The 24,886-nt window shown below is 74.1% G+C and carries 19 protein-coding genes and 3 tRNA genes; 10 read left to right on the top strand and 12 right to left on the bottom strand.

Features of this window, described 5'->3' with window-relative positions:
- The first annotated feature begins 106 nt into the window (after positions 1-106).
- From ACIQ8B_RS02600 to ACIQ8B_RS02590, 3 genes are all read left to right on the top strand, one after another.
- Positions 107-1,465, top strand: a complete 1,359-nt coding sequence (locus tag ACIQ8B_RS02600; RefSeq protein ID WP_403544719.1) for a hypothetical protein — start codon at positions 107-109, stop codon at positions 1,463-1,465.
- A gap of 167 nt (positions 1,466-1,632) precedes the next feature.
- On the top strand, positions 1,633-3,555 hold the full coding sequence (gene dnaG, locus ACIQ8B_RS02595; protein WP_403544717.1) for a DNA primase: 1,923 nt from the start codon (positions 1,633-1,635) through the stop codon (positions 3,553-3,555).
- A 137-nt stretch (positions 3,556-3,692) separates the two neighbouring features.
- Positions 3,693-5,012: a sigma-70 family RNA polymerase sigma factor gene (locus tag ACIQ8B_RS02590; RefSeq protein ID WP_403544715.1), complete on the top strand. Its 1,320-nt coding sequence runs from the start codon at positions 3,693-3,695 to the stop codon at positions 5,010-5,012.
- A gap of 51 nt (positions 5,013-5,063) precedes the next feature.
- On the opposite strand, the gene ACIQ8B_RS02585 is transcribed toward ACIQ8B_RS02590, so the two are convergent.
- From ACIQ8B_RS02585 to ACIQ8B_RS02570, 4 genes are all read right to left on the bottom strand, one after another.
- A complete protein-coding gene (locus tag ACIQ8B_RS02585) occupies positions 5,064-6,992 on the bottom strand; it encodes an ABC transporter ATP-binding protein (RefSeq protein WP_290004714.1) in 1,929 nt (642 codons plus the stop codon).
- A complete protein-coding gene (locus tag ACIQ8B_RS02580) occupies positions 6,992-8,725 on the bottom strand; it encodes an ABC transporter ATP-binding protein (RefSeq protein WP_403544712.1) in 1,734 nt (577 codons plus the stop codon). Before ACIQ8B_RS02580 ends, ACIQ8B_RS02585 begins: the two co-directional genes overlap by 1 nt.
- 124 nt (positions 8,726-8,849) lie before the next feature.
- Complete coding sequence (locus ACIQ8B_RS02575; protein WP_290004712.1) at positions 8,850-10,301, bottom strand: FGGY-family carbohydrate kinase; 1,452 nt, start codon at positions 10,299-10,301, stop codon at positions 8,850-8,852.
- Between the two features lie 38 nt (positions 10,302-10,339).
- Positions 10,340-10,645 carry a YtxH domain-containing protein gene (locus tag ACIQ8B_RS02570; protein WP_106414343.1) on the bottom strand — a complete coding sequence of 102 codons (306 nt, stop codon included), beginning with the start codon at positions 10,643-10,645 and terminating at the stop codon, positions 10,340-10,342.
- 171 nt (positions 10,646-10,816) lie between these two features.
- Between ACIQ8B_RS02570 and ACIQ8B_RS02565 the strand changes: the two genes are divergently transcribed.
- The 3 genes from ACIQ8B_RS02565 (at position 10,817) to ACIQ8B_RS02555 (ending at position 11,219) form a co-directional block, all read left to right on the top strand.
- Positions 10,817-10,889, top strand: a tRNA-Asn gene (locus ACIQ8B_RS02565).
- A 5-nt stretch (positions 10,890-10,894) separates the two neighbouring features.
- Positions 10,895-10,967: transfer RNA gene (locus ACIQ8B_RS02560), tRNA-Asn, on the top strand.
- A 178-nt stretch (positions 10,968-11,145) separates the two neighbouring features.
- Positions 11,146-11,219, top strand: a tRNA-Ile gene (locus tag ACIQ8B_RS02555).
- Between the two features lie 41 nt (positions 11,220-11,260).
- Here the strand turns inward: ACIQ8B_RS02555 and ACIQ8B_RS02550 are convergent.
- The 3 genes from ACIQ8B_RS02550 to ACIQ8B_RS02540 all read right to left on the bottom strand — a co-directional run bounded on the left by ACIQ8B_RS02550 (position 11,261) and on the right by ACIQ8B_RS02540 (position 13,434).
- The gene (locus ACIQ8B_RS02550; protein WP_198602562.1) at positions 11,261-11,431 is read right to left on the bottom strand and encodes a hypothetical protein; all 171 of its coding nucleotides are present in this window, start codon (positions 11,429-11,431) and stop codon (positions 11,261-11,263) included.
- A gap of 64 nt (positions 11,432-11,495) precedes the next feature.
- Positions 11,496-12,167 carry an ANTAR domain-containing response regulator gene (locus ACIQ8B_RS02545; RefSeq protein WP_403544709.1) on the bottom strand — a complete coding sequence of 224 codons (672 nt, stop codon included), beginning with the start codon at positions 12,165-12,167 and terminating at the stop codon, positions 11,496-11,498.
- 229 nt (positions 12,168-12,396) lie between these two features.
- Entirely contained in the window at positions 12,397-13,434 is a 1,038-nt protein-coding gene (locus tag ACIQ8B_RS02540) for a rod shape-determining protein (protein ID WP_290004708.1), read from the bottom strand.
- Between the two features lie 319 nt (positions 13,435-13,753).
- Here ACIQ8B_RS02540 and ACIQ8B_RS02535 point away from each other — a divergent pair, with 319 nt between their 5' ends.
- A complete protein-coding gene (locus ACIQ8B_RS02535) occupies positions 13,754-15,238 on the top strand; it encodes a DUF4157 domain-containing protein (protein ID WP_403544707.1) in 1,485 nt (494 codons plus the stop codon).
- Here ACIQ8B_RS02535 and ACIQ8B_RS02530 read toward each other — a convergent pair.
- Together ACIQ8B_RS02530 and ACIQ8B_RS02525 are read right to left on the bottom strand one after the other, a co-directional pair.
- The gene (locus ACIQ8B_RS02530; RefSeq protein ID WP_403544705.1) at positions 15,235-16,575 is read right to left on the bottom strand and encodes a carboxyl transferase domain-containing protein; all 1,341 of its coding nucleotides are present in this window, start codon (positions 16,573-16,575) and stop codon (positions 15,235-15,237) included. The genes ACIQ8B_RS02535 and ACIQ8B_RS02530 overlap by 4 nt on opposite strands.
- Positions 16,568-18,037 carry an acyl-CoA synthetase gene (locus ACIQ8B_RS02525; protein ID WP_403544703.1) on the bottom strand — a complete coding sequence of 490 codons (1,470 nt, stop codon included), beginning with the start codon at positions 18,035-18,037 and terminating at the stop codon, positions 16,568-16,570. The genes ACIQ8B_RS02530 and ACIQ8B_RS02525 overlap by 8 nt, the downstream gene beginning before the upstream one ends.
- Before the next feature lie 535 nt (positions 18,038-18,572).
- Between ACIQ8B_RS02525 and ACIQ8B_RS02520 the strand changes: the two genes are divergently transcribed.
- From ACIQ8B_RS02520 to ACIQ8B_RS02510, 3 genes are all read left to right on the top strand, one after another.
- Positions 18,573-19,445: a RimK family alpha-L-glutamate ligase gene (locus ACIQ8B_RS02520; RefSeq protein WP_403544701.1), complete on the top strand. Its 873-nt coding sequence runs from the start codon at positions 18,573-18,575 to the stop codon at positions 19,443-19,445.
- A gap of 276 nt (positions 19,446-19,721) precedes the next feature.
- Positions 19,722-20,495 (top strand): IclR family transcriptional regulator, encoded by a 774-nt coding sequence (locus tag ACIQ8B_RS02515; protein WP_290004700.1) that lies wholly within the window; start codon positions 19,722-19,724, stop codon positions 20,493-20,495.
- A complete protein-coding gene (locus ACIQ8B_RS02510; protein ID WP_290004699.1) occupies positions 20,492-21,343 on the top strand; it encodes an SMP-30/gluconolactonase/LRE family protein in 852 nt (283 codons plus the stop codon). Before ACIQ8B_RS02515 ends, ACIQ8B_RS02510 begins: the two co-directional genes overlap by 4 nt.
- 12 nt (positions 21,344-21,355) lie before the next feature.
- On the opposite strand, the gene ACIQ8B_RS02505 is transcribed toward ACIQ8B_RS02510, so the two are convergent.
- From ACIQ8B_RS02505 to ACIQ8B_RS02495, 3 genes are all read right to left on the bottom strand, one after another.
- The gene (locus ACIQ8B_RS02505) at positions 21,356-22,747 is read right to left on the bottom strand and encodes an FAD-dependent oxidoreductase (RefSeq protein ID WP_403544698.1); all 1,392 of its coding nucleotides are present in this window, start codon (positions 22,745-22,747) and stop codon (positions 21,356-21,358) included.
- Positions 22,748-22,868: 121 nt separating this feature from the next.
- Complete coding sequence (locus ACIQ8B_RS02500) at positions 22,869-24,137, bottom strand: MAB_1171c family putative transporter (RefSeq protein WP_403544696.1); 1,269 nt, start codon at positions 24,135-24,137, stop codon at positions 22,869-22,871.
- The gene (locus tag ACIQ8B_RS02495; RefSeq protein WP_198602564.1) at positions 24,134-24,727 is read right to left on the bottom strand and encodes a toxin-antitoxin system, toxin component family protein; all 594 of its coding nucleotides are present in this window, start codon (positions 24,725-24,727) and stop codon (positions 24,134-24,136) included. The genes ACIQ8B_RS02500 and ACIQ8B_RS02495 overlap by 4 nt, the downstream gene beginning before the upstream one ends.
- Between the last annotated feature and the right edge of the window lie 159 nt (positions 24,728-24,886).

Genomic DNA, 24,886 nt, shown 5'->3' with positions numbered 1-24,886 from the left:
TACCCCGACAGCGCGCGTGTCTACACCGAGGTAAACGTCCTGATTGTTCAGAATGTCGTCAACTGCCCCAGTTGAAACTATGAAGTTTCGTACCGAGGAGCATGACATGCACGTTCGCAGGTGGCTCCCAGACCAGCCCACTCGGATCGGCCGGCACGACTGGCCGGACGAGGGCGACGACGGCACGTACATGCGACTGCGGGCCGGCTCCATCGTGGTACTGGACCGTCAGGCATGGCGGATCCTGGAGATCAACGGCTACCCGGGCGACCGGTGGCCGGACTGCTACGAGAAGGCCTGGCGCGACCACGTGGAACTGTGGTGGCACGCCAACGGACTGCTGCGGGCCAACAACCGGGCGGCCAAGCCGGCCCCCGAGCGGTCCGAGTTCTACAAGCGCCCGGTGGTCCTCGTGCTGCGCGACGAAAACCTGCCCCGCTCCACGCCGAAGCACTGGTGCGCTCCCGCCAGCCACGACTGGCAGGTCCTCCCGGAGCACTACGCGGTCTGCCGCGCCTGCGGTGAACTGCCGCCCTGCCACCACGGGGAGTACCGCTGGGAGGGCGGTCCCCGCCGGCCGGAACAGAACGCCGGCATCCCCCTCATGGTCCCGGAGGGCTGCTGCATGGGGTGCGCCGAGCCGATCAGGCCGCGGATGCGCACCGTGCGCTTCCCCGGGCCGAACCTCTGGTACCCGAACCTGGGGGAGGACACGGCGGTCTTCCACGCCCGCGCCGCCTGCGCCGACCAGGTCGACTGCTACCGCGCGCAGTGGCAGACCGAGTACGACGCGCGCCCCGCCACGCGCTCCACCACCCTGGCGTTCCCGGGTTTCGAGCACATCGTGCTGCCCCGGACGCGCAGCGCGCCGGACCGCGATCACACCCCGCACGTCGAGCGGCTCCCCCAGGACTCCCGCCCGGCCCCGTCCGCCCCTGCCCCCGCCGCCCCTGCTGTCCCGGCCGCGCCGGCGCGGCCGGGACAGCAGGGCTGCTTCTCCGTGACCGGCGTCTCCGGCGTCTTCCGCACCCCGCTCAGGGAGTACCGGCGGGAGGCCGACGGGCCCCCCGGGGAAAGCCCGGGGGAAAGGGAGGACGGCACGGTGCCGGCCGGCCCCCCGGCTCCGGCCGCCCCCGGACCCGCCCCCCGGCCGGCCCCCGGCCCCTCCGGCGGACCCGCGGCGTCCGGCACCGCCGGGGCGGACCCGGCCGTGCCGTCCCGGACCGCCCCGCAGGCTCCGCCCCCGCCCGCCCCGGCCGAGGCGTCCGCGCACGTCCCGGCCCCTCCCCCCGCCGAGGCCGCCGATCCGGCCCTCCGGGCGGCGGAGGAACTGCACCGGTCCCTGGCCGGGGACCCGGCCTTCCACAACGCGGAGCAGGCAGCCCGGGTGATCGAGGAACTCACCGCCGCGGTCCGGAACATCGCCCTCTGCCTGAACGTCCCGGCCGCCCGCGCACGCCCCTGACCGACCCGCGACGACGGCCGCGCGGACGAGGCGTCCGGCACCGCGCCGCCCGCGAGGGCGTCGAGCCCTCCGCCCGGTGAGGGCGTGCCGCGCATGTCACAGTGCCGGTCCCCTTCCGGGGCGCTCCGCGCCCCGGGGATGTCATGGCGCACCCGTAGAATCTACGCGTGGCAGGACGGATCAATGACGAGGACGTGAAGGCGGTACGGGACGCGGTCCCGATCGACGCCGTGGTGTCCGAGTACCTCCAGCTGCGCAACGCGGGCGGCGGCAACCTGAAGGGCCTCTGTCCGTTCCACGACGAGAAGTCGCCGTCCTTCCAGGTCAGCCCGAGCAAGGGACTCTTCCACTGCTTCGGCTGCCAGGAGGGCGGCGACACCCTCACCTTCGTGATGAAGATCGACCACCTCTCCTTCTCGGAGGCGGTCGAGCGCCTGGCCGGTCAGGCCGGCATCACCCTGCGCTACGAGGAGGGCGGGTACAACCCGGCCCACCAGCGCGGGGAGCGCATCCGGCTGGTCGAGGCGCACAAGCTGGCCGCCGAGTGGTACGCGGAACAGCTCGCGACCAGCCCCGAGGCGGAGACCGGCCGCCTCTTCCTCGCCGAGCGCGGCTTCGACCAGGCCGCCGCCGTGCACTTCGGCGTCGGCTACAGCCCCCAGGGCTGGGACCACCTCACCCGCTTCCTGCGCGGCAAGGGCTTCAGCGACAAGGAGCTGGTGCTCTCCGGACTCGCCCAGGAGGGCCGCCGCGGCCCCATCGACCGCTTCCGCGGCCGGCTGATGTGGCCCGTCCGCGACATCGGCGGCGACGTCGTCGGCTTCGGCGCCCGCAAGCTCCACGACGCGGACAACGGCCCCAAGTACCTCAACACGCCCGAGACGGCGATCTACAAGAAGTCCCAGGTCCTCTACGGCATCGACCTGGCGAAGAAGGACATCGCGAAGTCCTCCCGCGCGGTCGTCGTCGAGGGCTACACCGACGTCATGGCCTGCCACCTCGCGGGCGTGACGACGGCCATCGCCACCTGTGGCACCGCCTTCGGCGGCGACCACATCAAGATCCTGCGCCGCCTGCTGATGGACAACGGCTCGGCGCGCGTCATCTTCACCTTCGACGGCGACGCGGCCGGCCAGAAGGCCGCCCTGCGCGCCTTCGAGGACGACCAGAAGTTCGCCGCCGAGACGTACATCGCCATCGCGCCCGACGGCATGGACCCCTGCGACCTGCGGCTCGCCAAGGGCGACGAGGCGGTCGCCGACCTGGTCGAGCCGCGCACCCCGCTGTTCGAGTTCGCGCTCCGCCAGATCGTCGGCCGCTACGACCTGGACACCCCGGCCGGCCGCGCCGCCGCCCTCGACGAGGCCGCCCCGGTCGTGGCCCGGATCAAGAACAGCGGCGCCCAGCACGAGGTCGCCGTCCAGCTCGCCGGGATGCTCGGCATCCTCGACACGCAGTTCGTCGTGAAGCGGGTCGCCCAGCTCGCCCGCTGGGCCCGCGACCGCGGCGGCAAGGGCCCGGCCCCCGAGCACCGCCGTCCCGCCGGCGGCCCCCAGCAGTACGCCGCCGCGCCGGCCGCCCCGCGCGGCCCCGCCCTGAACCTCCGCAACCCGGTCTTCGCCACCGAGCGCGAACTGCTCAAGCTCGCCCTCCAGCGCCCGGAGCTGGTCTCGCCCGCCTTCGACGCGTACGGCGTCGACGAGTTCACCGCCCCGCCCTACGCGGCCGTGCGCCAGGCGATCCTGGACGCGGGCGGCGCCGAGCACGGCGTCCACGACCCGCAGGAGTATCTGATCCGGGTCCGCGACGCGGCCCCCGATGACACGGTCCGCGCCATGGTCACGGAGCTGGCGGTCGAGGCGATCATGCTGCACCGGGGCGTCAAGGACGTCGACGAGACCTACGCGGGCGCCCAGCTCGTCACCGTCCGCCGCCGCGCCGTCGAACGCCGCATCCGCGACATCACCAGTCGCCTCACCCGCCTCGGCAACCACGGCGAACCGAGCGAACTCGCCGCCGTGCAGAACGAGTTGTGGGTCCTCCAGCAGTACGACCAGGCCCTGCGCGAACACGGCGCGGCGGCCCTGTAGCCACCGCGTCCCTCCGCGGACGCGCCCACCCGCCAGGGCCGTCGGCCTCCCGGATGACCGGTCGGTGACGGCGCGGACGCAAAAAGTCATCGCACGCCCCTCGTGAGGACGATGTGCCGTACCCCACACTGGGGGCGGTGCCTGAGTCCTCGGAGCGCGGCCGGCCCGTCGGCGACGGGCCGCACACCCCCGCGGTTCCGCCCCTCGCGTACGGGACGGACAGCGGCGAGGCCGTCGACTCCGCCCCTGAAGAACCGCTGCCCCACCCCCAGGCAGCGATCATCCTGGAGGTCGCCCCCGTGCAGACCCGGACCCTCACCCAGCCCCTCACCCAGACCGACACCGACGTCGTCGGCGCCGCGCCGGACGCGGATCTGCTGGTCGCGATGCCCGCGCGCAGCCGCGCCGGGCAGCGCCCCGGGACGGGTCCGGAGCCGCTCGCGCCGGTGGAGCCCCGGTCCGCGGAGGATCCCGTCGAGGCCGGGCCGCCGGACGTCGTGGGGCCGGCCGAGCCGGCCGGTCCGCCGGTGCGGCCCGAGACCGGCGGCCCCTCCTCCGACCTGTTCCGCCAGTACCTGCGGGAGATCGGCCGCATCCCGCTGCTCACCGCCGCCGAGGAGGTGGAGCTCGCCCGCCGGGTCGAGGCCGGCCTGTTCGCCGAGGAGAAGCTGCGCCTCACCCCCGACCTGGACAGCCGGCTCGCGCACGACCTGGACCGGCTCGTCGTCGCGGGCCGCATGGCCAAACGCCGCCTGATCGAGGCGAACCTGCGGCTGGTCGTCTCCGTGGCCAAGCGGTACGTGGGCCGCGGGCTGACCATGCTCGACCTGGTCCAGGAGGGCAACCTCGGCCTGATCCGGGCCGTGGAGAAGTTCGACTACGCGCGCGGCTTCAAGTTCTCCACGTACGCGACCTGGTGGATCCGGCAGGCCATGTCCCGGGCGCTCGCCGACCAGGCCCGCACCATCCGCGTGCCGGTGCACGTCGTGGAACTGATCAACCGCGTGGTGCGCGTGCAGCGGCGGATGCTCCAGGAGCGCGGCTGCGAGCCGACGCCGCAGGAGGTCGCCGCCCACCTGGACCTGCCGCCCGAGCGGGTGGGCGAGGTGCTGCGGCTGGCCCAGGAGCCGGTGTCGCTGCACGCGCCCGTGGGCGAGGAGGACGACGTCGCGCTCGGCGACCTCATCGAGGACGGGGACGCCGCCAGCCCCGCGGAGTCGGCGGCGTTCCTGCTGCTGCGGCAGCACCTGGAGGCGGTGCTGTCCACACTGGGGGAGCGCGAACGCAAGGTGGTGCAGCTGCGCTACGGGCTGGCCGACGGGCGGCCCCGCACGCTGGAGGAGATCGGCCGCATCTTCGGCGTGACGCGGGAACGCATACGCCAGATCGAGTCCAAGACGCTCAACAAGCTCCGGGACCACGCCTACGCGGACCAGCTGCGCGGGTACCTCGACTGATCGCCCGGGTGCCGGAGGGACCGTGAGCCGGTCCCGCCGGCACCCGGGGCGTCAGTCGACCTCGGCGACCGCCTGCGCGAACTGCGCCTGGTACAGCCGGGCGTACGCGCCGTCCGCCGCCAGCAGCTTGTCGTGCGCGCCCTGTTCGACGATCGCGCCGTTCTCCATCACCAGGATGGTGTCCGCGTCACGGATCGTCGACAGCCGGTGCGCGATGACGAAGGACGTCCGCCCGTGCGCCAGCTCGGCCATCGCCTTCTGGATCAGCACCTCGGTACGGGTGTCCACGGAACTCGTGGCCTCGTCCAGGACCAGGATCACCGGGTCGGACAGGAACGCCCGCGCGATCGTGATGAGCTGCTTCTCGCCCGCGCTGACCCCGCTGCCCTCGTCGTCGATGACGGTGTCGTACCCGTCGGGCAGGGTGCGGATGAACCGGTCGGCGTGCGCCGCCCGGGCCGCCTCCTCGATCTCCTCCCGGGTGACCTCACGGGACGCGCCGTACGCGATGTTCTCCGCGATGGTGCCGCCGAACAGCCACGTGTCCTGCAGCACCATGCCGATCCCGGAGCGCAGCTCGTCCCGCGTCATCCGCGCGATGTCCACGCCGTCCAGGGTGATCCGCCCGCCGGACACCTCGTAGAACCGCATCAGCAGGTTGACCAGCGTGGTCTTGCCGGCGCCGGTCGGTCCGACGATGGCCACCGTGCGGCCCGGCTCGACCGTCAGCGACAGGTCCTCGATCAGCGGCTTCTCCGGGTCGTAGCGGAACGACACGTGCTCCAGCGCCACCCGTCCGCGCAGCCGCTCCGGCCGCTCGGCGGGCGACGGGTCGGCCTGCTGCTCCTCGGCGTCGAGCACCTCGAAGACCCGCTCGGCGGAGGCGACGCCCGACTGCACCAGGTTCGCCATCGACGCGACCTGCGTCAGCGGCATCGAGAACTGCCGCGAGTACTGGATGAACGCCTGCACGTCCCCGATGGACAGCGCCCCGGAGGCGACCCGCAGGCCGCCGACGACCGCGACCAGCACGTAGTTGAGGTTCGACACGAACATCATCAGCGGCTGCATGACGCCGCTGGTGAACTGCGCCTTGAACCCGGCCTCGTAGAGCGCCTCGTTCTCCTCGGCGAACTTCCGCGCCGACTCCTCCTGCCGCCCGAACACCTTCACCAGGGCGTGCCCGGTGTACATCTCCTCGACGTGCGCGTTGAGCGTGCCGGTGGAGCGCCACTGCTGCACGAAGTGCGGCTGCGACCGCTTGCCGACCCGCGTGGCGACGACGAACGACAGGGGCACCGTCACCAGGGCGACCAGCGCCAGGATCCAGGAGACGTAGAACATCATCGCGAGCACGCCGATGATGGTGAGCAGCGAGTTGATCAGCTGCCCCATCGACTGCTGGAGCGTCTGCCCGATGTTGTCGATGTCGTTCGTCGCCCGGCTCAGCACCTCACCGCGCTGCCGCCGGTCGAAGTACGACAGCGGCAGCCGCGACAGCTTCGTCTGCACGTCCTCGCGCATCCGGAACATGGTGCGGTTCACGGCCCGGTTCACCAGCCGGGTCGCCACCGCCATCAGCAGCCCGGCCGCACCGAACACCGCCAGCGCGAGCAGCAGGACGTTCCCCACCGCGGTGAAGTCGATGCCCTGACCCGGCGTGAAGTCCGTGGAGCGGAGCATGTCGGCGACGTCGCCGTCGCCGCGTTCCCGCATCGACTCCAGCACCTGTTCCTTGGTGGCGCCCTCCGGCATGTCGCGGCCGACGATGCCCGCGAACACCAGGTCGGTGGCCCGGCCCAGGATCTTCGGCCCGACCACGCTGAGCGCCACGCTCACCACGACACAGGACAGCAGCCCGTACAGGGTGAGGCGTTCCGGCCCGAAGCGGGCGAGCAGCCGCTTGCTGGACCCCTTGAAGTCGATCGACCGCTGGCCGGGGGCGACCCCGGCCGTCATCCGGCCCCCTGGTCCCGCCATCAGGCCGCCTCCGCTTCCGTCAGCTGGGAGAGCACGATCTCCCGGTAGGTCTCGTTGTCCGCCATCAGTTCGTGGTGCCGCCCGGTGCCGACGACCCGGCCCTCCTCCAGCACCACGATCCGGTCGGCGTCGCGGATGGTCGCCACCCGCTGGGCGACGATCACCACCGTCGCCTCGGCCGTCTCCCGCGCGAGCGCCGCGCGCAGGGCCGCGTCGGTGGCGTAGTCGAGCGCGGAGAAGGAGTCGTCGAAGAGGTAGATCTCCGGGCGCCGCACCAGCGTCCGGGCGATCGCCAGGCGTTGGCGCTGGCCGCCGGAGACGTTCGTCCCGCCCTGCGCGATCGGCGCGTCGAGCCCGCCCTCCAGCCGCTCCACGAAGTCCCTGCCCTGCGCCAGCTCCAGCGCGTGCCACAGCTCCTCGTCCGTGGCGTCCGGGTTGCCGTAGCGCAGATTGGTCGCCACCGTGCCCGCGAACAGGTACGGCTTCTGCGGCACCAGCCCGACGGTACGGGCGAGCAGCGCCGGGTCGATGTCCGCCACCGGCACCCCGTCGACCAGCACCTCGCCGTCGGTCGCGTCGAACAGCCGCGGCACCAGCCCCAGCAGCGTGGACTTGCCGCTGCCGGTGGGGCCGATCACGGCGGTGACCTCGCCGGGCCGTGCCACCAGGTCGACCGCCCGCAGCACCGGCTCCTCGGCGCCCGGATAGCGGAAGCCCGCGCCCCGGATCTCCAGATGCCCGTGCCGGCGCAGCTCGGTGACGGGCGCGGAGGGCGGCACCACGCTCGAGGAGGTGTCCAGCACCTCCTGGATGCGCTCGGCGCACACCTCGGCGCGCGGCACCATCATGAACATGAACGTGGCCATCATCACGGACATGACGATCTGCATCAGGTAGGCGAGGAACGCCGTCAGGTCGCCGATCTGCATCCCGCCGCTGTCGATGCGGTGCGCGCCGAACCACACCACCGCGATGGACGACAGGTTCACCACCGTCATGACCACCGGGAACATCAGTGCGAGCAGGTTGCCGGTGCGCAGCGACACATCGGTCAGCTCGGTGTTGGACCCGTGGAACCGCCTCTGCTCGTAGGCGTCCCGCACGAACGCGCGGATGACCCGGTTGCCGGTGATCTGCTCGCGCAGCACCCGGTTCACCGTGTCCAGCCGCTCCTGCATGGTGCGGAACAGCGGCCGCAGCCGGCGCACGATCAGCGTCACGCAGACGCCCAGCACCGGCACCACCGCGACCAGCACCCCGGACAGCGGCACGTCGAGTCCGAGCGCCAGCACCACCCCGCCCACGCACATGATCGGCGCCGACACCATCAGGGTGAACGTCATCAGGGTGAGCATCTGGATCTGCTGGACGTCGTTCGTCGTCCGTGTGATCAGCGACGGCGCGCCGAAGTGCCCCACCTCACGGGCGGAGAAGGACTGCACCCGGTCGAAGACGGCGGCGCGCACGTCCCGTCCCAGGGCCGCCGCGGTCCGGGCCCCGTAGTACACGGCGCCGACGTTGCAGACGACCTGCGCCAGCGAGATGCCGGTCATCAGGCCGCCGTAACCGAGGATGTAACCCGTGTCACCTCGGACGACACCGTTGTCGATGATGTCCGCGTTCAGCGTGGGCAGGTAGAGCGTGGCGCAGGTCTGCAGCAACTGCAGGGCCACCAGCAGAGCGAGAGGTCTTTTGTAGGGCCGTAGACGGTCACGCAGAAGTCGTATGAGCACGCTGCTTCTCTCGGAGTGGACGGCGGGGCCATGCGGTCGCCCGTGGCCCCTATCGTCGGGCACTCCACCGGCGTTACCTCAAGTCATTTACGGGCCCCGGCGCGCCGTCCCTCCGCGCGGCCGCCTACCGCGGGAACGCCCCCGGGTGGGTCTGCTCGCGCACCGCCACGTACTGCTGGCGCACGGCCTGACCCACCGCCAGCTCCTCGCCCGGGTCCAGCACCTGCGCCACCGGACCCGGCCAGACCGGCGGGGTCCGCGGGTCGAGGGCGCCCTGCGACACCCCGAGCGCCCAGGCCGCCTGCCGGGCCGCGCCCGTCGCCGCGTAGTCCGCGGGCTGCGGCACGACGACCTGCGCGCCGAACAGCGCGGGCGCCGCCGCCTGCACGGCGGGCAGTTCGGCAGCGGGACCGAGCAGGAACACCCGCCGCACCTCCACGCCCCGGCCGCGCAGCACGTCCAGCGCGTCCGCGAGGCCGCACAGCATCCCCTCGAACGCCGCCCGGGCCAGGTGCTCCGGCTTCATCGACTCCCGCCGCAGCCCGGCCAGGGTCCCGGCGGTGTGCGGCAGGTTCGGGGTGCGCTCGCCCTCCAGGTACGGCAGCAGCACCAGCCCGTGCGCACCCGGCGTCGACTTCATCGCCAGGTCGGACAGGCTCTCCAGGTCCGGCAGCCCGAGCAGTTCCGCGGTGCCGCGCAGCGCCCGCACCGCGTTCAGCGTGGTGACGACGGGCAGGTGCATGCCGGTGGCGTCGGCCAGCGAGGTGATCATGCCGGTGCGGTCGACGAGCGCCTCGGGGTGCACGGCCATCACCGAGCCGGACGCGCCCAGCGACACCACCGCGTCGCCGAGCCCGATGCCGAGGCCGAACGCCGCGGCCATCGTGTCCGCCGTGCCGGCGGAGATCATCAGCCCCTCGGGGGTGGTGCCGGCCGCGTCCGCCGGACCGATCACCTCGGGCAGCATCGCCTGGTGCCCGAGCGCCAGCTCCACCAGGTCGGGCCGGTAACCGCCGGTGGCCGCCGACCAGTAGCCGGTGCCGGAGGCGCCGCCCCGGTCGGTGGTCCGGCGCACCGGCCGGCCCAGCAACTGCCACACCAGCCAGTCGTGGGCCTGCAGCAGCACGGCCGTCCGTGCCGCGTTCTCCGGTTCGGTACGGGCCATCCAGCGCAGCTTGGTCACCGGCTGCGCGGCGCCCGGCACACAGCCCACGGCCTGCGCCCACGCCTCCCGCCCGCCGAACGCGTCGACCAGATCGGCCGCCGCGACCTGGGCGCGCTTGTCGCCCCCGGTCATCGCCGGGCGGACCGTGCCGCCCTGCGCGTCCAGCGGGACCAGCGCGCCCGCCTGCGCCGACACGCCGATGGCCTGCACGCCCTCCAGCAGTCCGCCGCCCGCGGCCTCGCCGAGTGACAGCAGCCAGGCCTGCGGGTCGACGTCCGAGGAGCGGCCGCCGTCGGGACCCTGCACCGGGTGCGGGGCGTACCCCTGCCTGAGCACGGCCCCGGTGTCCGTGTCGCAGACGACGATGCGAGTGAAATCGGGCGCACTGTCCAGCCCGGCGACTATCCCCATACGGTGATTTTGCCGCATGGGGAGGGATGGGGTGTGCGTCAGGTGTTGCTCGTGCCCCAGTCGTCCTCGGCCGGGCCGTGGGCGGAGCGCTCGCGCAGCGCGTGGACGCGCTGGGCGACGGAGTCGGGCATGCGGTCGCCGACCTTGTCGCTCACCACGTGGTAGGCCTTGTCGGCGAACTCACGGCTCTGCTGGGCCGCGGTCTCGGCGGTGTTGCGGACCGCGGGGTTCTGCGCCAGCCGCAGCGCGGACCTCTTCATCTGCTCGTAGCGCTCGCGCCCGGCTTTCGTGCCCAGCACGTAACCAAGAGCTGCTCCGACGACGAACGTGAGCCGGTAACGCATTGGCGGCCACCCTTCCCGTTGTTCCAGTCTGCATGGGTATCCGGCGCGGCGACGGGCCGGGGAGTACCGATTGGCGGAGCACCCCCCTGCTTGCGCTAATGTATGTGTCGCAGCGAGCGCGCGCCCCCTGGCGGATACCCAGGCAGGTGCGTTCGATGCAGAACGAGGCATTCCTCCGTAGCTCAATTGGCAGAGCAGCCGGCTGTTAACCGGCAGGTTACTGGTTCGAGTCCAGTCGGGGGAGCTCGGTCCTCCGTAGCTCAATTGGCAGAGCAGCCGGCTGTTAACCGGCAGGTTACTGGTTCGAGTCCAGTCGGGGGAGCATGCTGAACGAGGACCCCCGTGGGGGTCCTTTTTCATGTCCGGTGGAACCGCGCGCGGCGCGGCGCGGTCCTCATGGTCAACAGGGCCGTACGCAGCCGACCGTCCGAAGCAGGAGATCGTATGAGCGGCTATGCTGCGGCAGACGGCGCGCACACATGTACGCGACACGCCGCCATGGGGCGGTAGCTCAGCCGGTTAGAGCAACGGACTCATAATCCGTCGGCCGTGGGTTCGAGTCCCACCCGCCCCACCCCTCACGGTTCCCCCGGAACCGCCGCCCCCCGAGCCGGGTCATCCGGCTCCGGGGGTCCCCTGTACGGCGTTGTCGTCGGACTGCGTCGGCGCGTCCGACGGGTCGCGTTCCCCTTCCGCCTGCGAGGGCGTGGTGTGCACCACGTCGGGGGTGGTCCATTCGCTGTCGTCCCGGTCGCCCTCGGCCTGGGACGGAGTGTGCTCGCTCATCGTGCCGCCTTCCTGTCGCGGGTCCCGTCCGTCCGGCGACACGGGTACCCCGCGCGCGGCGATGTCACCGTGCCGCGCGGCGGGCGAGGGCGCGGGCCAGCGCCGTGCGCACCTCCGGGGGCGGGGGAGCGCCCTCCGCCCCCGCGCAGGCCGTCAGCGACTCGGCGACGACGCGCAGCTTGGTGTTGGACAGCTGGGACGCCTCCCGCAGGATGTGCCAGGCCTCGTCCGAGGTGCAGCCGTGCGTCGCCATCAGGATGCCGCGCGCCTGGTCGATGACCGGGCGGGAGGCGATGGCCTGCCGCAGCTGCTCGACCTCCTCCTGGAGCAGGCGCAGCCGCTCCTGGCGCTCCAGGGCCACCGCCGACCCCGCGGGCGACGGGCGCGGCGCGGGGGAGCGCAGCGGGTCCGCGGTGTCCAGCCCGGCCAGCTCCAGGATGCGGCGCGGCTGGCCGCTCCAGCGGGCCGTGGTGACCGGCATGGCACGCCGGCGGGCGTGGTCGCGCAGCACCTCCAGGAACTCCAGCCCCGCGGTGTCCATGAAGTGCACGCCGCTCATGTCCAGGTCGACCCGCGCCGTGCCGGCGGGCAGCTGGGCCAGCTTCTCGGCCAGCGCCTGGGCGCAGCCGCGGACCAGTTCCCCGCACGGGGTGAGCAGCGCCCGGTCCGCGTCCATGCGACCGCTGATGACCAAGGTCTCCTGTCTCCCCGGGGGGAACGATGCCGCGGAAGTCATGTCACCGCCCTGTCGGTGCTCGTGGGTGGCCCGGCCGTCCCGGCGGCCCCGGCCGCCGCCGGCGCCCGCACGAGAGGCTGCGCACGGTACTGCTGCGCTGCGGATGCGCCTGCCCGCCCTGGACCGCGGTACACACACCGTGCCCCGTAATGACCGGGAATGCGCGACGGCCTGCCCGCACGGACGCGGGCAGGCCGGGGGAGGGGAGGGCACGGGGCCGCGGGGCGTCTCAGGCGCCCAGCGGGTCCAGGACCATCGGGGCGATACGTCCTTCCAGCATGGCGCCGAGCCCTTCCACGGCGCACAGCTCGGGGCGCTCCGCGATGTGCACCGGCATGCCGGTCGCCTTGCGCAGCATCTGGTCCAGGCCCGGCAGCAGGGCGCTGCCGCCGACCATCATGATGCCGCGGTCGGCGAGGTCGGCGACCAGGTCGGGCGGGCAGCCCCGCAGCACCTTGCCGATGCCGTCGAGGACGGCGGTGAGCGGCGTCTGGATGGCCCGTCGCACCGCCGCCGTGTCCACCTTGACCGACCGGGCGAGCCCGGTGGCGACGTCCCGGCCGTGGATCTCCGTGACCTCCGGCCCCTCCGGGGTCAGCCCGTTCCCCTCCAGCGCGAGCTGCAGCGGGCGGACGGACTGGCTCGGGAGCATCAGTTCGTGCTGGTGGCGCAGGTGCTGCACGATCGCCGCGTCCACCGCCTCGCCGCCCACCGGGATCCGCTCGGCCCGCACGATCGAGCCGAGCGACAGCACGGCCACCTGCGTGGCCGCCGCGCCGCACACCATGATCATGGTGGCCTCGGGCCGCTCCACCGGGAGCCCGCAGCCCACGGCCGCCGCGATCAACGTGTCCACCAGCTCCACCCGGCGGGCGCCGAGACCGACCAGCGTCTCGATCGCGGCGCGCTGGGCGAGCGGGTCCGCGTCGTGGGGGGTGCAGGCGGCCGCCCGCAGCCGGGGCCTGCGGCGCAGGGCGCGGCGGGTGCGGTCGCCGATGAGCTGACGCAGCATCCGCTGCGCCATCTCGATGTCGACGACGGTGCCGCCGGACACGGGCCGGACGACGCGGATGTAGTCGGGGGTGCGCCCGGTCATCTTCTCGGCGAACTCACCGACCGCGATCAGCGCTCCGGTACGGGTGTTCACGGCGGCGACGGACGGCTGGTCGACGACGAGGCCGGCGCCCTTGACGTACACCCGGGTGCGAGCCGCGCCCAGGTCGACGGCGAAGTGGCAGCGGCGCAGCTGCTCCAGACTGGCGGTCACGGCAGTTCCTCCCGAGTGCGCGGCCGGAGGTCCGCCGGGCGGCGGGCCTGACAGCATCGTGTGTGCCGGGCGGGGGCGGGCGCCTTTCCTGGGGGGCCAGGCGAGGGGCCGCCGAACGGGGGTCCCGTCGGTCCGCGACGACGCGGGGCGGCCGGAACTGCCTCAAAGGGCAGGTTCGCTGCACGACCCGGTGGACGTCCGGGCAGAGACCGGGCCGCCGGGCGCCGAACGGCGGATCCGCGCCGGCGGCTCTCCTGATAATGCTGCAGAACCCAGGTCACGACGGGCGACGGCCCCGACGTTCTGAAGAGGCGATCCCGTGAGTCCGAAGAAACCCCGCTCGGTGCAGAAGACCGACGAGCAGGCGCTGCTGTCCCCCGGCCCTGCCGTGACGTCCCGTACGGCCCCGGCGCCCGTGGGGCTGAAAGGGCTTCAGGCGAGCGCCGGCAACGCCGCGGTCGTGCAGATGCTCCGGCAGGCCGGTCACCTGCGCGACGAGGAGCGGCACCGGCACACCGACGGGTGCGGTCACGCCCCGGCCGGCGAGCGGCCCGTGCAGCGGTCGGCGGTGCACGACGTCCTGCGCACCTCCGGACGTCCCCTGGACGACACCACCCGCAGCGACATGGAGGCCCGCCTCGGCGCGGACTTCCCCGACGTCCGCATCCACGACGACGGCGCGGCCAGGGCGTCCGCCGCGGAGGTCGGCGCCCGCGCCTACACCTCCGGCAGCCATGTCGTCATCGGCGACGGCGGCGGGGACCGGCACACCCTCGCCCATGAGCTCACGCACGTCATCCAGCAGCGGCAGGGGCCGGTCGCCGGGACCGACAACGGGGCGGGGCTCAAGGTCTCCGACCCGTCGGACCGCTTCGAGCGGGAGGCGGAGGCCAACGCGGCGCGGGTGATGGCCGCCGGCCCCGCGATGACCGCGGAGGCGCAGCGGAGCGCGGCACCCGTCGCGGCGGGGGGCGCGCTCCCGGTGCAGCGGGCGGGGAGCGAGCAGGAGCTCCTGACGGACACGTACTGGGAGGACAAGGCGGGGGTCGGCGGGAAGGACAAGAAGTCCGCCACGGCGAAGAACCAGTTGATGACCGAGGCCAAGAAGAAGGCGAAGGGCTTCAAGGCCGGCAAGGTGCGCAGGATCGACGACATCATCACGGTCGTCGGCCCCCGGCTCCTCGCCGAGCTGGCGAAGAAGCCGGAAACGTCCGGACGGATGGAGCTCTACCGTTCCATGAGCTACGAGGAGGCCTACAGCGCCCTGACGTACTGGGGCGACCAGGCCTCGCGTGACGCGCTCACGGCGTACATAGCGGGCGGAGCCGGCACGGCGAAGGACTTCCGGCAGCAGAAGTTCACCGGGCTGACGATCGGGGCCCATCTCGGCGATCAGGGGCAGGCGGACGCCTACTACGACATGAAGGGCGACTCCTACGCGGTCCAGCTCAAGTTCATCCTGAAGCCCGGAGCCCACGAGCTCCTCTTCCACCCGGACCACATGGCACTCGGCCCGGGCTACAAGAACGAGCTGATCCGCCAAGCGAACCAGAAGGAGGGGACGTACCAGAACGCGACGAAGAACGAGGGCACCCTGGGCGGGTACATCGGTGTGAAGGCCGAGGACAGGGAGCCCTACAGCATCGGCATCGCGCAGGGCAGCGCCAACGGCTCCGTGCGTGACCTGGGCCCCAGCCAGCTCCTCTTCCAGCTCTTCGTCGAGAAGGTCGAACTCGTGAAGAACCGCTCAGGAAAGCCCCTGCCCGGTGAGAACGCGGCCGCCCAGGCGGAGTTGGCCGCCTAAGCTCCCCCCGGGCCCACGACCCCCCGCACCACTCCCAGCTCCACCAGGTCCTGCGGCCGGATGCGGAGACCGTCCGCCGTGGCCTCCACCTCCTTCGGCGGCCGTTTGAGGATCGCCGCCGCCAGTTCCGGGGCGATCACCGAGAAGTAACTGTCCGGGGTGACCCAGGTGTCGCCCGGCGCGGCGAGCGCCAGCGCGCCGCCTGAGCCGCCCTCGCCGATGACCAGCGTGGTCAGCGGGGTGCGGGCGGTGGCGACGGCGTCGAACAGGTCCGCGATGGCCGCCCCCGCGCCCTGCCGTTCCGCCTCCGCGCCGTTGGCCGCGCCCGGGGTGTCCACCAGGGTCAGCACCGGTATGCCGAGGCGGTCGGCGAGGCGGACCAGGCGGGCGGCGGTGCGGTAGCCGGCGGGGCGGGTGGCCGTGCCGGTCTGCGCCGCGTAGGCGACCGTACGGCCCTCGTGGTCGCCGAAGCCGCAGAGCATGCCGTCGGGGTCGGCGCCGCCGCAGCGGTCGCCGGAGAGCGTGACGCGCGCGGTGAAGTACGCGTCCAGGTAGGCGGCGGCGCGCGGGCGCCGGGGCGAGCGGGCCCGGCGGACCGCGTCCCAGCCGGTGGCCGGCAGGTCCGGCGCGCCCAGGGCGCGCGGCGGCGGGGCCGGTTCGGCGCAGGGGCGGGCCAGCAGCCGCAGCCAGCGGCCGAGGACGGTGCGCAGTTCCTCCGGCGGGACCAGCGCGTCCGCCGTGCCCGCCGCGACCTGCGCCTCGGCCGTGTACGCCGTGGGATCGGCGTCCGGCGGGCGGACCCGGGAGCCGGCGAAGCCGACCTGCGCGCCGGGCAGGGCCAGGACGACGTCCGCGCCCGCGCCGAGGGTGGCCCAGCCGCCGCCGGTCGTGGGGTCCCGCAGCACGGCTATCCGGGGCAGCCCGGCCTCCCGGGCCCGCGCCGACGCGCGCGCCACCCGCTGCAGCTGGGTCAGGGCGAGCATGCCCTCCTGCATCCGGCTGCCGCCGGTGGCGACCAGGGACACCAGCGGCAGCCGGTGGGCGACGGCGTGCGCGTACGCCGCCTCCAGACGGTCGCCGGTGCCCTCGCCGAGGGAGCCGCCGAGGAAGCCGAACTCGAACGCGATCAGCACGGCCCGCGTGCCCTCGACGTCCGCGACCCCGCAGACCACCGACTCGTCCTCGCCGGTGCGTGCGGCGGCGCGGGCCCGGGAGGCGTCGTAGCCGGGCCAGCCGAGCGGGCCGTCCGGCCTCGGCCGCCGTTCCGGATGCGGCAGTTCGGTGAACGTGTCGGTGACCAGGGCGAGGGCCTCGCGGGCCGAGGGGCGGTCAGCCATGGGCCAGCGCCCGCTTCATGATCTTGCCCATGTCGTTGCGGGGCAGCACGTCGAGGTGGCGGACGGCCCGGGGCCGCTTGTGCGGGGCGAGGCGCGCCGCCACATGGTCCGCCAGCTCCCCCAGGCCGGGCGGCGACTGCGGGTCGGCCGGCACCACCCACGCCACGATCCGCTCGCCCAGGTCGGCGTCCGGCTCCCCGGTGACGGCCGCCTCCTTCACCCCGGGGTGCTCCAGCAGCGCGTTCTCGATCTCGCCCGCGCCGATCTTGTACCCGCCGCTCTTGATCAGGTCGGTGGCCTTGCGGCCGACGATGCGGACGTCGCCGCCGGGGTCGCGGACCGCCATGTCGCCGGTGCGGAACCAGCCGTCGGCGGTGAACGCCTCGGCGGTGGCGTCCGGACGGCCGAGGTACCCGGTGAAGAGGTTCGGCCCGCGCACCTGGATCTCGCCCACCGTCTCGCCGTCGTACGACGTCACCGGGGTGCCGTCCTCCTCGACCAGCCGCAGCCCGACCCCGGGCAGGGGCACGCCCACCGAGCCGGGGCGGGACGCGGCGCCGACGCGGACGCTGGTGTTCATCAGCGTCTCCGTCATGCCGTACCGCTCGACGACCCGGGCCCCGGTCGCCGCCGTGATCCGCTCGTGGTCGTGCACCGGCAGCGCGGCCGACCCCGACACCAGCAGCCGCGCCCCGGACAGCGCCCGCGCCAGCTCCGGCTCGGCGGGCAGCGCCTCCGCGATGCGGTGGTACATCGTCGGCACGCCGAACAGCATGGTCGCGCCGTCGTTCAGCTCGCGGGCCACGCCCTCGGTGGTGAACCGGCCCAGGTGGCGCACCGAGCCGCCGCGGCGCAGCGGGCCGAGCGTGCCGAGGACCAGGCCGTGCACGTGGAACAGCGGCAGGCCGTGCACCAGCACGTCGCCGTCGGTCCACCGCCAGGCGTCGGCGAGGGCGTCCAGCGTCGAGGCGACCGAACGGCGGGGGAGGACCGCGCCCTTGGGCGGGCCGGTGGTGCCGGAGGTGTAGACGATCAGGGCGGGGTCCTCGGGATCCCGCTCCCGGTCGTCGGGCACGGAGCCCGGGCCGGCGCCGCGGTCCGGGTCCACGTCGACGCGGGGCAGGGCGGCCGGCGCGGCGGGCAGCGGGGTGCCGGGCGCGGTGAGGAGCACGTCGGGGGCGCTGTCGCCGAGGACGTGGCCCAGCTCCCGCTCGCCCGACTTCGGGTTGAGCGGGACCACCACCACCCCGGCGAGCAGGGCCGCCGTGACCGCGACCGCCGTCTCCAGGGCCGGTGTGGCCCACACGGCGGCCCGGCGCACCCCCTCGAGGTCTCCGGCCACCGCGCCGGCCGCGGCGGCGAGTTCCCCGTACGTCAGTGAGCGCTCGCCGAAGCGCAGGGCGGGACGGCCGGCGAAGGGGCCGGCTGGGTCGTCGGTGAGGGCCGGGAAGAGAGAGGACACGCGTCGTTCTCCTTGGGTCGCTGTCGTCGGACGGCCGCCGTGGCGCGGCCGGGGCCGGTGGGTGCCGCCCGCTGCGTCCAGGGTGTCCTACCCTTCCTGGAGGCTGAGCGGAGCGGGGCCTGCCGCCGGGGCTCGTGCGCAGCCGGACGCCCCGGACGGTGTGGGGTGTCCTGGTCGCCCGCGTTCGCTCCGCGTCCGGCGCGCGGGGACCGTGTCCGTGGTCCGGGGACGCGGGGGCGGGTTTCCGCACGCCCCGGGGCCACCGGTGCGGCCCGAGCGGTCCGATGCCCCTGCTCGCCACTCCGGTGGGCAGGGGGCGCTCCCGCCTCCCGCAGCGCACGTACCGCACGCCCGGACACGCACGCTTGAACGCGCCTGTACGCAGTCACCCGCCAGCAGTTCACCACCCCCGGCCGGGTGCCGCCGTCACCGGCCGCGCCGCCGCCGGCACCGCCGCGACGGCGAGCCCGCCGTACGGAGACGGAACTGTTAGCCTCTCGGTCGATCAGCCGTTCGAGCGAGGAGTGAGTCGCCCGTGCCCCGTATCGCGCTTGTGACCTGTGCGCCTCAGCCCGACGTGTCGGAGGACCGGGACCTCCCGGTGCTGGTGCGGGCGTTGAACGAGGCCGGGGCGGAGGCGTCCGCCGAGGTGTGGGACGACGGCCGCGTCGACTGGGGCCGGTTCGACCTCGCCGTGATCCGCTCCACCTGGGACTACAGCTGGCGGGCGGCCGAGTTCACCGCGTGGGCGGAGCGGTGCGGCGCGCTGACCCGGCTGGCCAATCCGGCGGACGTGGTGCGGTGGAACACCGACAAGCGCTACCTCGCGGACCTCGCCGGGGCCGGGGTGCCCGTGGTGGACACGCGGTACCTGGCGCCCGGCGACGCCGTCGGCCTCCCGGACGGCCACGAGTTCGTGGTCAAACCGGCCTCCGGGGCCGGCGCCCGGTTCGCCGCCCGCTACACCCCCGACGAGCACGACACCGCCGTACGGCATGTGCGCCGCATGCACGACGAGGGGCTCACGGCGATGGTGCAGCCGTACGTGCGGGCCATCGACAGCGGCGGGGAGCGGGCGCTGCAGTTCTTCGGCGGGACGCTGCTGCACGCCGGCAGGAAGGGTCCGGTACTGGCCCCCGGCACCCCCTACGACCAGCGGAAGACGGCCCACCCCGGACTGACCGCCTGGACTCCCACGGCGGACGAGCTCGCCGTCGCGGACGCCGCGCTGTCCGCCGTTCCAGGGGCGCCCGAGCTGCTGTACGCACGCGTCGACCTGGTGGACGGTGACGACGGGCGGCCCCGGGTGATGGAGCTGGAGCTGGTCGAGCCGAACCTGTTCCTGTGGCTGCACCCGGAGTCGCTGCCGGTCGTCGTGGAGCGGATCATCGAGGCGGCCGGCCGCTGACGGCCGTCCGCTGGAGCAGGCCCCAGGGGAACTCGGCGACCCCTCGTGACGGTCGCCCGCCGCGTCCGGGGCGAAGGCGCGGGCCGCGGAGCCGCTCGTGGGGCAGGGGCGGCGCGGCGGTGCGTGGGCGGCGGCGTACGCGGGTGACCGCGCGGTTTCCCGCGCCCCTGGGGGGCGTTGCCCGTCCGGACGGGCTGTCGCTAGCCTGTGTTCGTCATGCCGATCGTCTGTTGGTATTTCGAACGCAGGCGCCGAGACCGCTAGGAGGGGCCGGTCGTGGGACGACTCGTACCAGCCGTGACCCGGGCGCTCGACATACTCGAGCTCTTCCTCGACGGGGACGGCACGCTCTCCGCCCCCGACATCGTGCGCACGCTGCAACTGCCGCGCACCACCGTCCACGAGCTGGTCACCACGCTCGCCGCCCGCAAGTACCTCGTCCCGGTCGCCGGCCAGCCGGGCCGCTACCGGCTGGGCGTACGGCCCTACCAGCTCGGCGCCCGCTACGCCGAGCACCTGGACCTGGCCGCCGAGGGACAGCAGGTCGCCCGGTCCGTCGCCGAGACCTGCGACGAGACCGTGCACGTGGCGATCCTGGAGGACACCGACGTCATCTACATCGCCAAGGTGGACTCCACCCACGCGGTGCGGATGGTGTCGGCGGCCGGCCGCCGACTCCCCGCGCACTGCACCTCCGTCGGCAAGATGCTGCTGGCCTCCCTTCCCGAGCCGGAACTGGCCGCGCGCTTCCCCGACGGCGCGGAGCTGGCCGCGATGACCCCGAACAGCATCACCGACCCGGCCGTCCTGCGCGAGGCCCTCGCGGACATCCGCACCCGGGGCGTGGCGGTGGAGAGCCGCGAATCCAACCCGGACGTCTCGTGCGTCGCCGCCCCGGTGCGCGACCGCACCGGACAGGTGGTCGCCGCGCTGTCCATTTCCGTACCGATGATCCGCTGGAGCGACGAGCGCCGGGCCGAGCTGGAACAGCTCGCCGTGAAGGGCGCCGCCGAACTCTCCGAGCGACTGGGCCACAGGAGCATGGCATGACACACACGTTCGACGTCGCGGTCCGCGCGGAGGCGGAGCTGGGCGAGGGCCCCACCTGGGACCCGGCGGCCGGCCGGCTGCTGTGGCTCGACATCCTGGGCTCCCGCGTGCACACCTACGATCCCGCCACCGGCCGGCGCACCGTGCGCCGCACCGAGCAGCACGTGGGCGCGGTCAAGCCCCGCGCGGGCGGCGGCCTGGTGCTGAACCTGCGGGACGGCATCGGCCTGCTCGACCCCGACGACACCTTCCGCTGGCTGCACCGCGAGCCGGTCCCCGGCCGCCGGGGCAACGACGCCGCCGTCGCCCCCGACGGCAGCCTCCTCGCGGGCACCATGCGCTACGACGAGGCGCCCGGCGGCGGCACCCTGTCCCGGGTGACCGGCGACGGCACGGTCACCGTGCTCCTCGACGACGTGACGGTGAGCAACGGCACCGGCTGGAGCCCCGACGGCCGGCTGCTGTACTACATCGACACGCCCACCCGCCGCGTCGACGTGTGCGACGTCGCCGAGGACGGCACGTTCACGAACCGCCGCCCGCTCGCGGAGATCGAGGAGGGCGCCGGCTTCCCCGACGGCCTCACCGTCGACGCCGACGGCTGTGTCTGGGTGGCCCTGTGGGACGGGTCGGCGGTGCGCCGCTACACCCCGTCCGGCGCACTGGACCGGGTGATCGAGCTGCCCGTCCCGCGGGTCACGGCCTGCGCCTTCGGCGGCGTCGGGCTGACCGACCTCTACCTCACCACGGCCCGTGTCGGCCTGGCCGCCCCGCACCCGCTCGCCGGGTCCCTGCTGGTGGTCCCGGGCGCGGGCCGGGGCGTCGCCCAGCCCGCCTTCGCGGGCTGAGACGGCCGGGTCTCACGACAGGCCGGCCGCCTTGCGCTCCTCGGCCGTCAGCGGCGGGGCCGTCAGGGCGGGCTTCAGCGGCCCCGCCAGCGCCGCCACGAGCATCCGCGGGGTCAGCAGCACCGCCGGGCCCCGCTCCAGCGAGGTCACGTCGGTGACGCGCCGCGCGACGCGCCCGTTCCCGGTGGCCGTGCGCATCAGCCGGCCGACGTACGCGGCCAGCCACCGGTCCCGCACGGACGGGCCGTCGTGGGTCGGCCCCGGGTAGAACACGTCCTGGCCCAGGGCGAGGTCCCAGGCCGCTCCCACCGGCCGGGCCACCGCGCGCTGCGCGCGGCGGGCCAGTCCCGGCGACCCCCAGCCGTGCCGCCGCACCGTCGCGCGCAGCGCCGCCGCGCCGCGCGCCGCCACCGCCATGCCGTGGCCGTAGACGGGGTTGAACGCGGCGAGCGCGTCCCCGGCCACCACCAGGTTCTCCGGCCACGCCGTCATCCGCTCGTACAGGAAACGGCGGTTGGAGGTGGCCCGGGTGAGCGCCACCTCCGTCTGCGGGACCGCCTCGCCGAGCAGGTCGGCGATCACCGGGTGCCGCAGCTCCTCGCGGGCGAAACGCTCGAAGTCGGCCACCCGGGCGGTGGGTTCGCCGCCCCGCGTGCCGAACAGGGTGACCAGCCAGCGCCCGTCCTCCACGGGCAGCAGCACGCCGCCGCGGCCCGGTCCCCCCGCCCGCGGGTCCTGCTGCACGTTGACGACCGGGAAGCCGTCCCGGGCCGCCTCCGGGGCGAGGTAGAGACGGCTCGCGTACACCAGACCGGTGTCGACCTCCCGGCGCTCGGGAGCGGGCAGCCCGGCGTCGGCCAGCCACCGGGCGGTGCGAGAACCGCGTCCCGTGGCGTCCACCACCAGACCGGCCCGCAGCGTGCGCTCGGCGCCGTCGTCCGTCCGGACCCGGACGCCGGTGACGGCGGTGCGGGCGCCGTCGAGCGCGAGGACCTCGGTCCGGTCGAGCAGCTCGATCCGCCGGTCGCCGAGCACCTGGGCCCGCAGGGTCGCCTCCAGCAGGTCACGGGTGCACAGCAGCATGTGGTGGGACTCGTCCCAGCGCCGGTACCAGCCGTGCGGTGACAGCACCACCATGTTCGTGGTGACCGGCTGGCGGTGGGCCCCCGCCGCCCGCAGCCGCTCGGTGACGCCCGGCACGAGTTCCTCCAGGGCGCGCGCCCCGCCCGACCACAGCTGGTGCGCGTGCCGTGCCTGCGGGACGCCGCGCCGCGGCTCGGGACCGGCGGGCAGCGCGTCGCGCTCCACCACGGTGACCCGGGCGAACGGGGCCAGGGCCCGCGCGGCGAGCAGCCCGGCGACGGATCCGCCGAGCACGACGGCGGTGGCGGGACGTCCGCTCATGGACGGACGTTTTCTCTCTGGGACGGCGGGCACGCTCTTCGTTCTCCTGACCTGTCGTGGGTTCTCGGTGAGGGGGCTTCCCCCGGCCCGCGCCCGCCGTCCGGCGGGGCGGTCGCGGTGGTCACCGGGCCGGTTCCCCGTGCCCGGGGGACGCGCCGCGGGAGACGGCCGCCGGGGGGCCCGCCGCGAGGGCGGCGGCCCGTGAACGGACCGCCTCCACGGTGTGGGGGCGGCGCAGCTCCCGGGAGACGGCGCCGATCTCCCGCAGCAGGTCGGTGGTGTCGGGGTCCTGGGTGCCCTCCTCGTCCGGCGCATGGCGCCTGGCCTCGACGGCCTCCAGGATCGACACGGCGTTCGCCAGCGCCCCGGCACGCTCCGGCGGGAACCCGAGACCGAGCGCGGCCTCGCGCGTCCGGTCACGCCGTTCCTCGTCGATGTGCCGGGCCAGCAGGAGCAGTTCGTCGCGGATGAAGGTCTCCCGGCGGATCAGGCGCAGCTCCGGGGTGGCGCGCAGCAGGAACGGCACACCCCTGCCGTTGGCCGAGCGCATCAGCAGGTACAGGGGCCGCAGCCGGTGGAGGGCGAGCCGGACGTGCCAGCGCTCGTGCAGGTACTGGCCGGCGTGCGGGAGGATGAAGCCCACCGCGATCAGGATGGCCGACAGGCAGGCGACGGGGGGCGCCAGGTCGGTGCTGAGCCAGTCCAGGTCGTTCCCGGTCCAGCGGGCGGCGACGGCGGTGAGCTTGGCGGCGTCGAAGACCAGGTTCAGCGCGTAGCCGACGCCCAGGAACTTCAGGCCCCACCGCAGCAAGGCGTCCAGTCCCTCGGTCTGCACCCAGTTCCACAGCAGCCGGCAGGTGATGAGGACGGCGACGGTGTGCGCGAGCAGGTAGAGCACGATCTGCTCGCGCATGAACGGCGTGGTGGCGTAGTACGTGTCCAGGTCCCGCAGCCGCTCCACGGACGCGTCCGCGAGGAAGAACAGCACCCACAGGGCGACGATCACCCCGGAGTAGAGGGAGATCACCCAGCGCATCGCCCGCCGGGTGGCGGCGGAGCGGTCCGACAGCCCGTTGCGCCAGGCGATGATCAGCAGCAGGCAGGAGGCGCAGAACGCGGTGAGGAGGGAGTAGCACCACGGCGCCGAGATGTTCGGCACCCCCGTGACGCGGTTGACCCGGGCGATGGTGGTGGGCGCCACGAAGACGAAGACGGCGCAGGCGAGCAGGAGCAGCCCGCCCACCGCGCGCAGCAGCGGGTCCCGCCACAGACGGACGATGGTCGGCAGTTTGATGATCAGGGCCGCGGTGAGGACGCCCGTGGGGATCCAGAAGGAGATGTAGAGGTCGCCGAGGACGTCCGAGGGCGTGGCGGCGAGCGGGGCGTTCACCGGTGGGTCCCTCGCCGTCCGCGGTAGCCCAGGGCCCGCTGCAGCGGACCGGCGTCGGTCTCCCGGCCGTCCAGGAGGGAGCGCACGGCGGCGGCCATCCGGTGCCCGAACTCGTCGGCCTCGGCCTCGTCGGCCGCGCGGGAGCCGTCGCGGGCGGCCATGGCGAGCGCGGCGTCCCAGTCCGGTGTGCCGTCCGTCAGGACCCGCTGGGCCGTCACCGGGGCGTGGTGCCGGTGCCCGGCGTGCATGTGCCACAACTCGTGTCCGAGGATGACCAGTTGCTGCATGGCCTCCGCTCGCTCCTCCACGATGACCAGGTCGAAGTCCTGGAACTCCACCCACAGGCCGGTCACTTCGATCTCGTCGGGGAAGCGTTCGAAGCGCAGGACCACGGGCCGTCCTCCGCGCCGCGAGCTCATCTCCTCGCACAGCACCCGGCACACCGCCCGGACGTCCGTGAGGGGACCGGGCCGTGCGCGGAGCGCGGTGGCGAGATCGCCGGCCAGGCGGCGCAGGGCGGCGCGGGTGCGGGACCGCCGCAGCGCCGAGGCGAGCCGTACGGCCCGCGTCCGTGCGCCCGCGCCATCCATCAGGTCCTCTCGCCCGTGCGACCGCCGCACCCCAGGCTGTTCGAGCCTACGCGGCCGGACGTGTCCGCGTCACGCGATCCGGTGCCCGCCGGACGGCCCGGGACGGCCGTGCGCGGCGACGAGTTCTGTCCGGGGCATTGACGCGGTCCCGCCCGGCAC

It is taken from the genome of Streptomyces sp. NPDC096105, from assembly GCF_044763335.1.
In the GTDB taxonomy this organism is placed as follows: domain Bacteria; phylum Actinomycetota; class Actinomycetes; order Streptomycetales; family Streptomycetaceae; genus Streptomyces.
This window is presented reverse-complemented; position numbering and strand designations above follow the sequence as displayed.

Bases quoted from the DNA above. Each gene is read 5' to 3' on its own strand.
- ACIQ8B_RS02600 (WP_403544719.1), top strand. From the start codon at position 107: ATGCACGTTCGCAGGTGGCTCCCAGACCAGCCCACTCGGATCGGCCGG.
- ACIQ8B_RS02585 (WP_290004714.1), bottom strand. From the start codon at position 6,992: ATGGCGGGACCAGGGGGCCGGATGACGGCCGGGGTCGCCCCCGGCCAG.
- ACIQ8B_RS02575 (WP_290004712.1), bottom strand. From the start codon at position 10,301: ATGGGGATAGTCGCCGGGCTGGACAGTGCGCCCGATTTCACTCGCATC.
- ACIQ8B_RS02570 (WP_106414343.1), bottom strand. From the start codon at position 10,645: ATGCGTTACCGGCTCACGTTCGTCGTCGGAGCAGCTCTTGGTTACGTG.
- ACIQ8B_RS02550 (WP_198602562.1), bottom strand. From the start codon at position 11,431: ATGAGCGAGCACACTCCGTCCCAGGCCGAGGGCGACCGGGACGACAGC.
- ACIQ8B_RS02545 (WP_403544709.1), bottom strand. From the start codon at position 12,167: ATGACTTCCGCGGCATCGTTCCCCCCGGGGAGACAGGAGACCTTGGTC.
- ACIQ8B_RS02530 (WP_403544705.1), bottom strand. From the start codon at position 16,575: ATGGCTGACCGCCCCTCGGCCCGCGAGGCCCTCGCCCTGGTCACCGAC.
- ACIQ8B_RS02510 (WP_290004699.1), top strand. From the start codon at position 20,492: ATGACACACACGTTCGACGTCGCGGTCCGCGCGGAGGCGGAGCTGGGC.
- ACIQ8B_RS02505 (WP_403544698.1), bottom strand. From the start codon at position 22,747: ATGAGCGGACGTCCCGCCACCGCCGTCGTGCTCGGCGGATCCGTCGCC.
- ACIQ8B_RS02495 (WP_198602564.1), bottom strand. From the start codon at position 24,727: ATGGATGGCGCGGGCGCACGGACGCGGGCCGTACGGCTCGCCTCGGCG.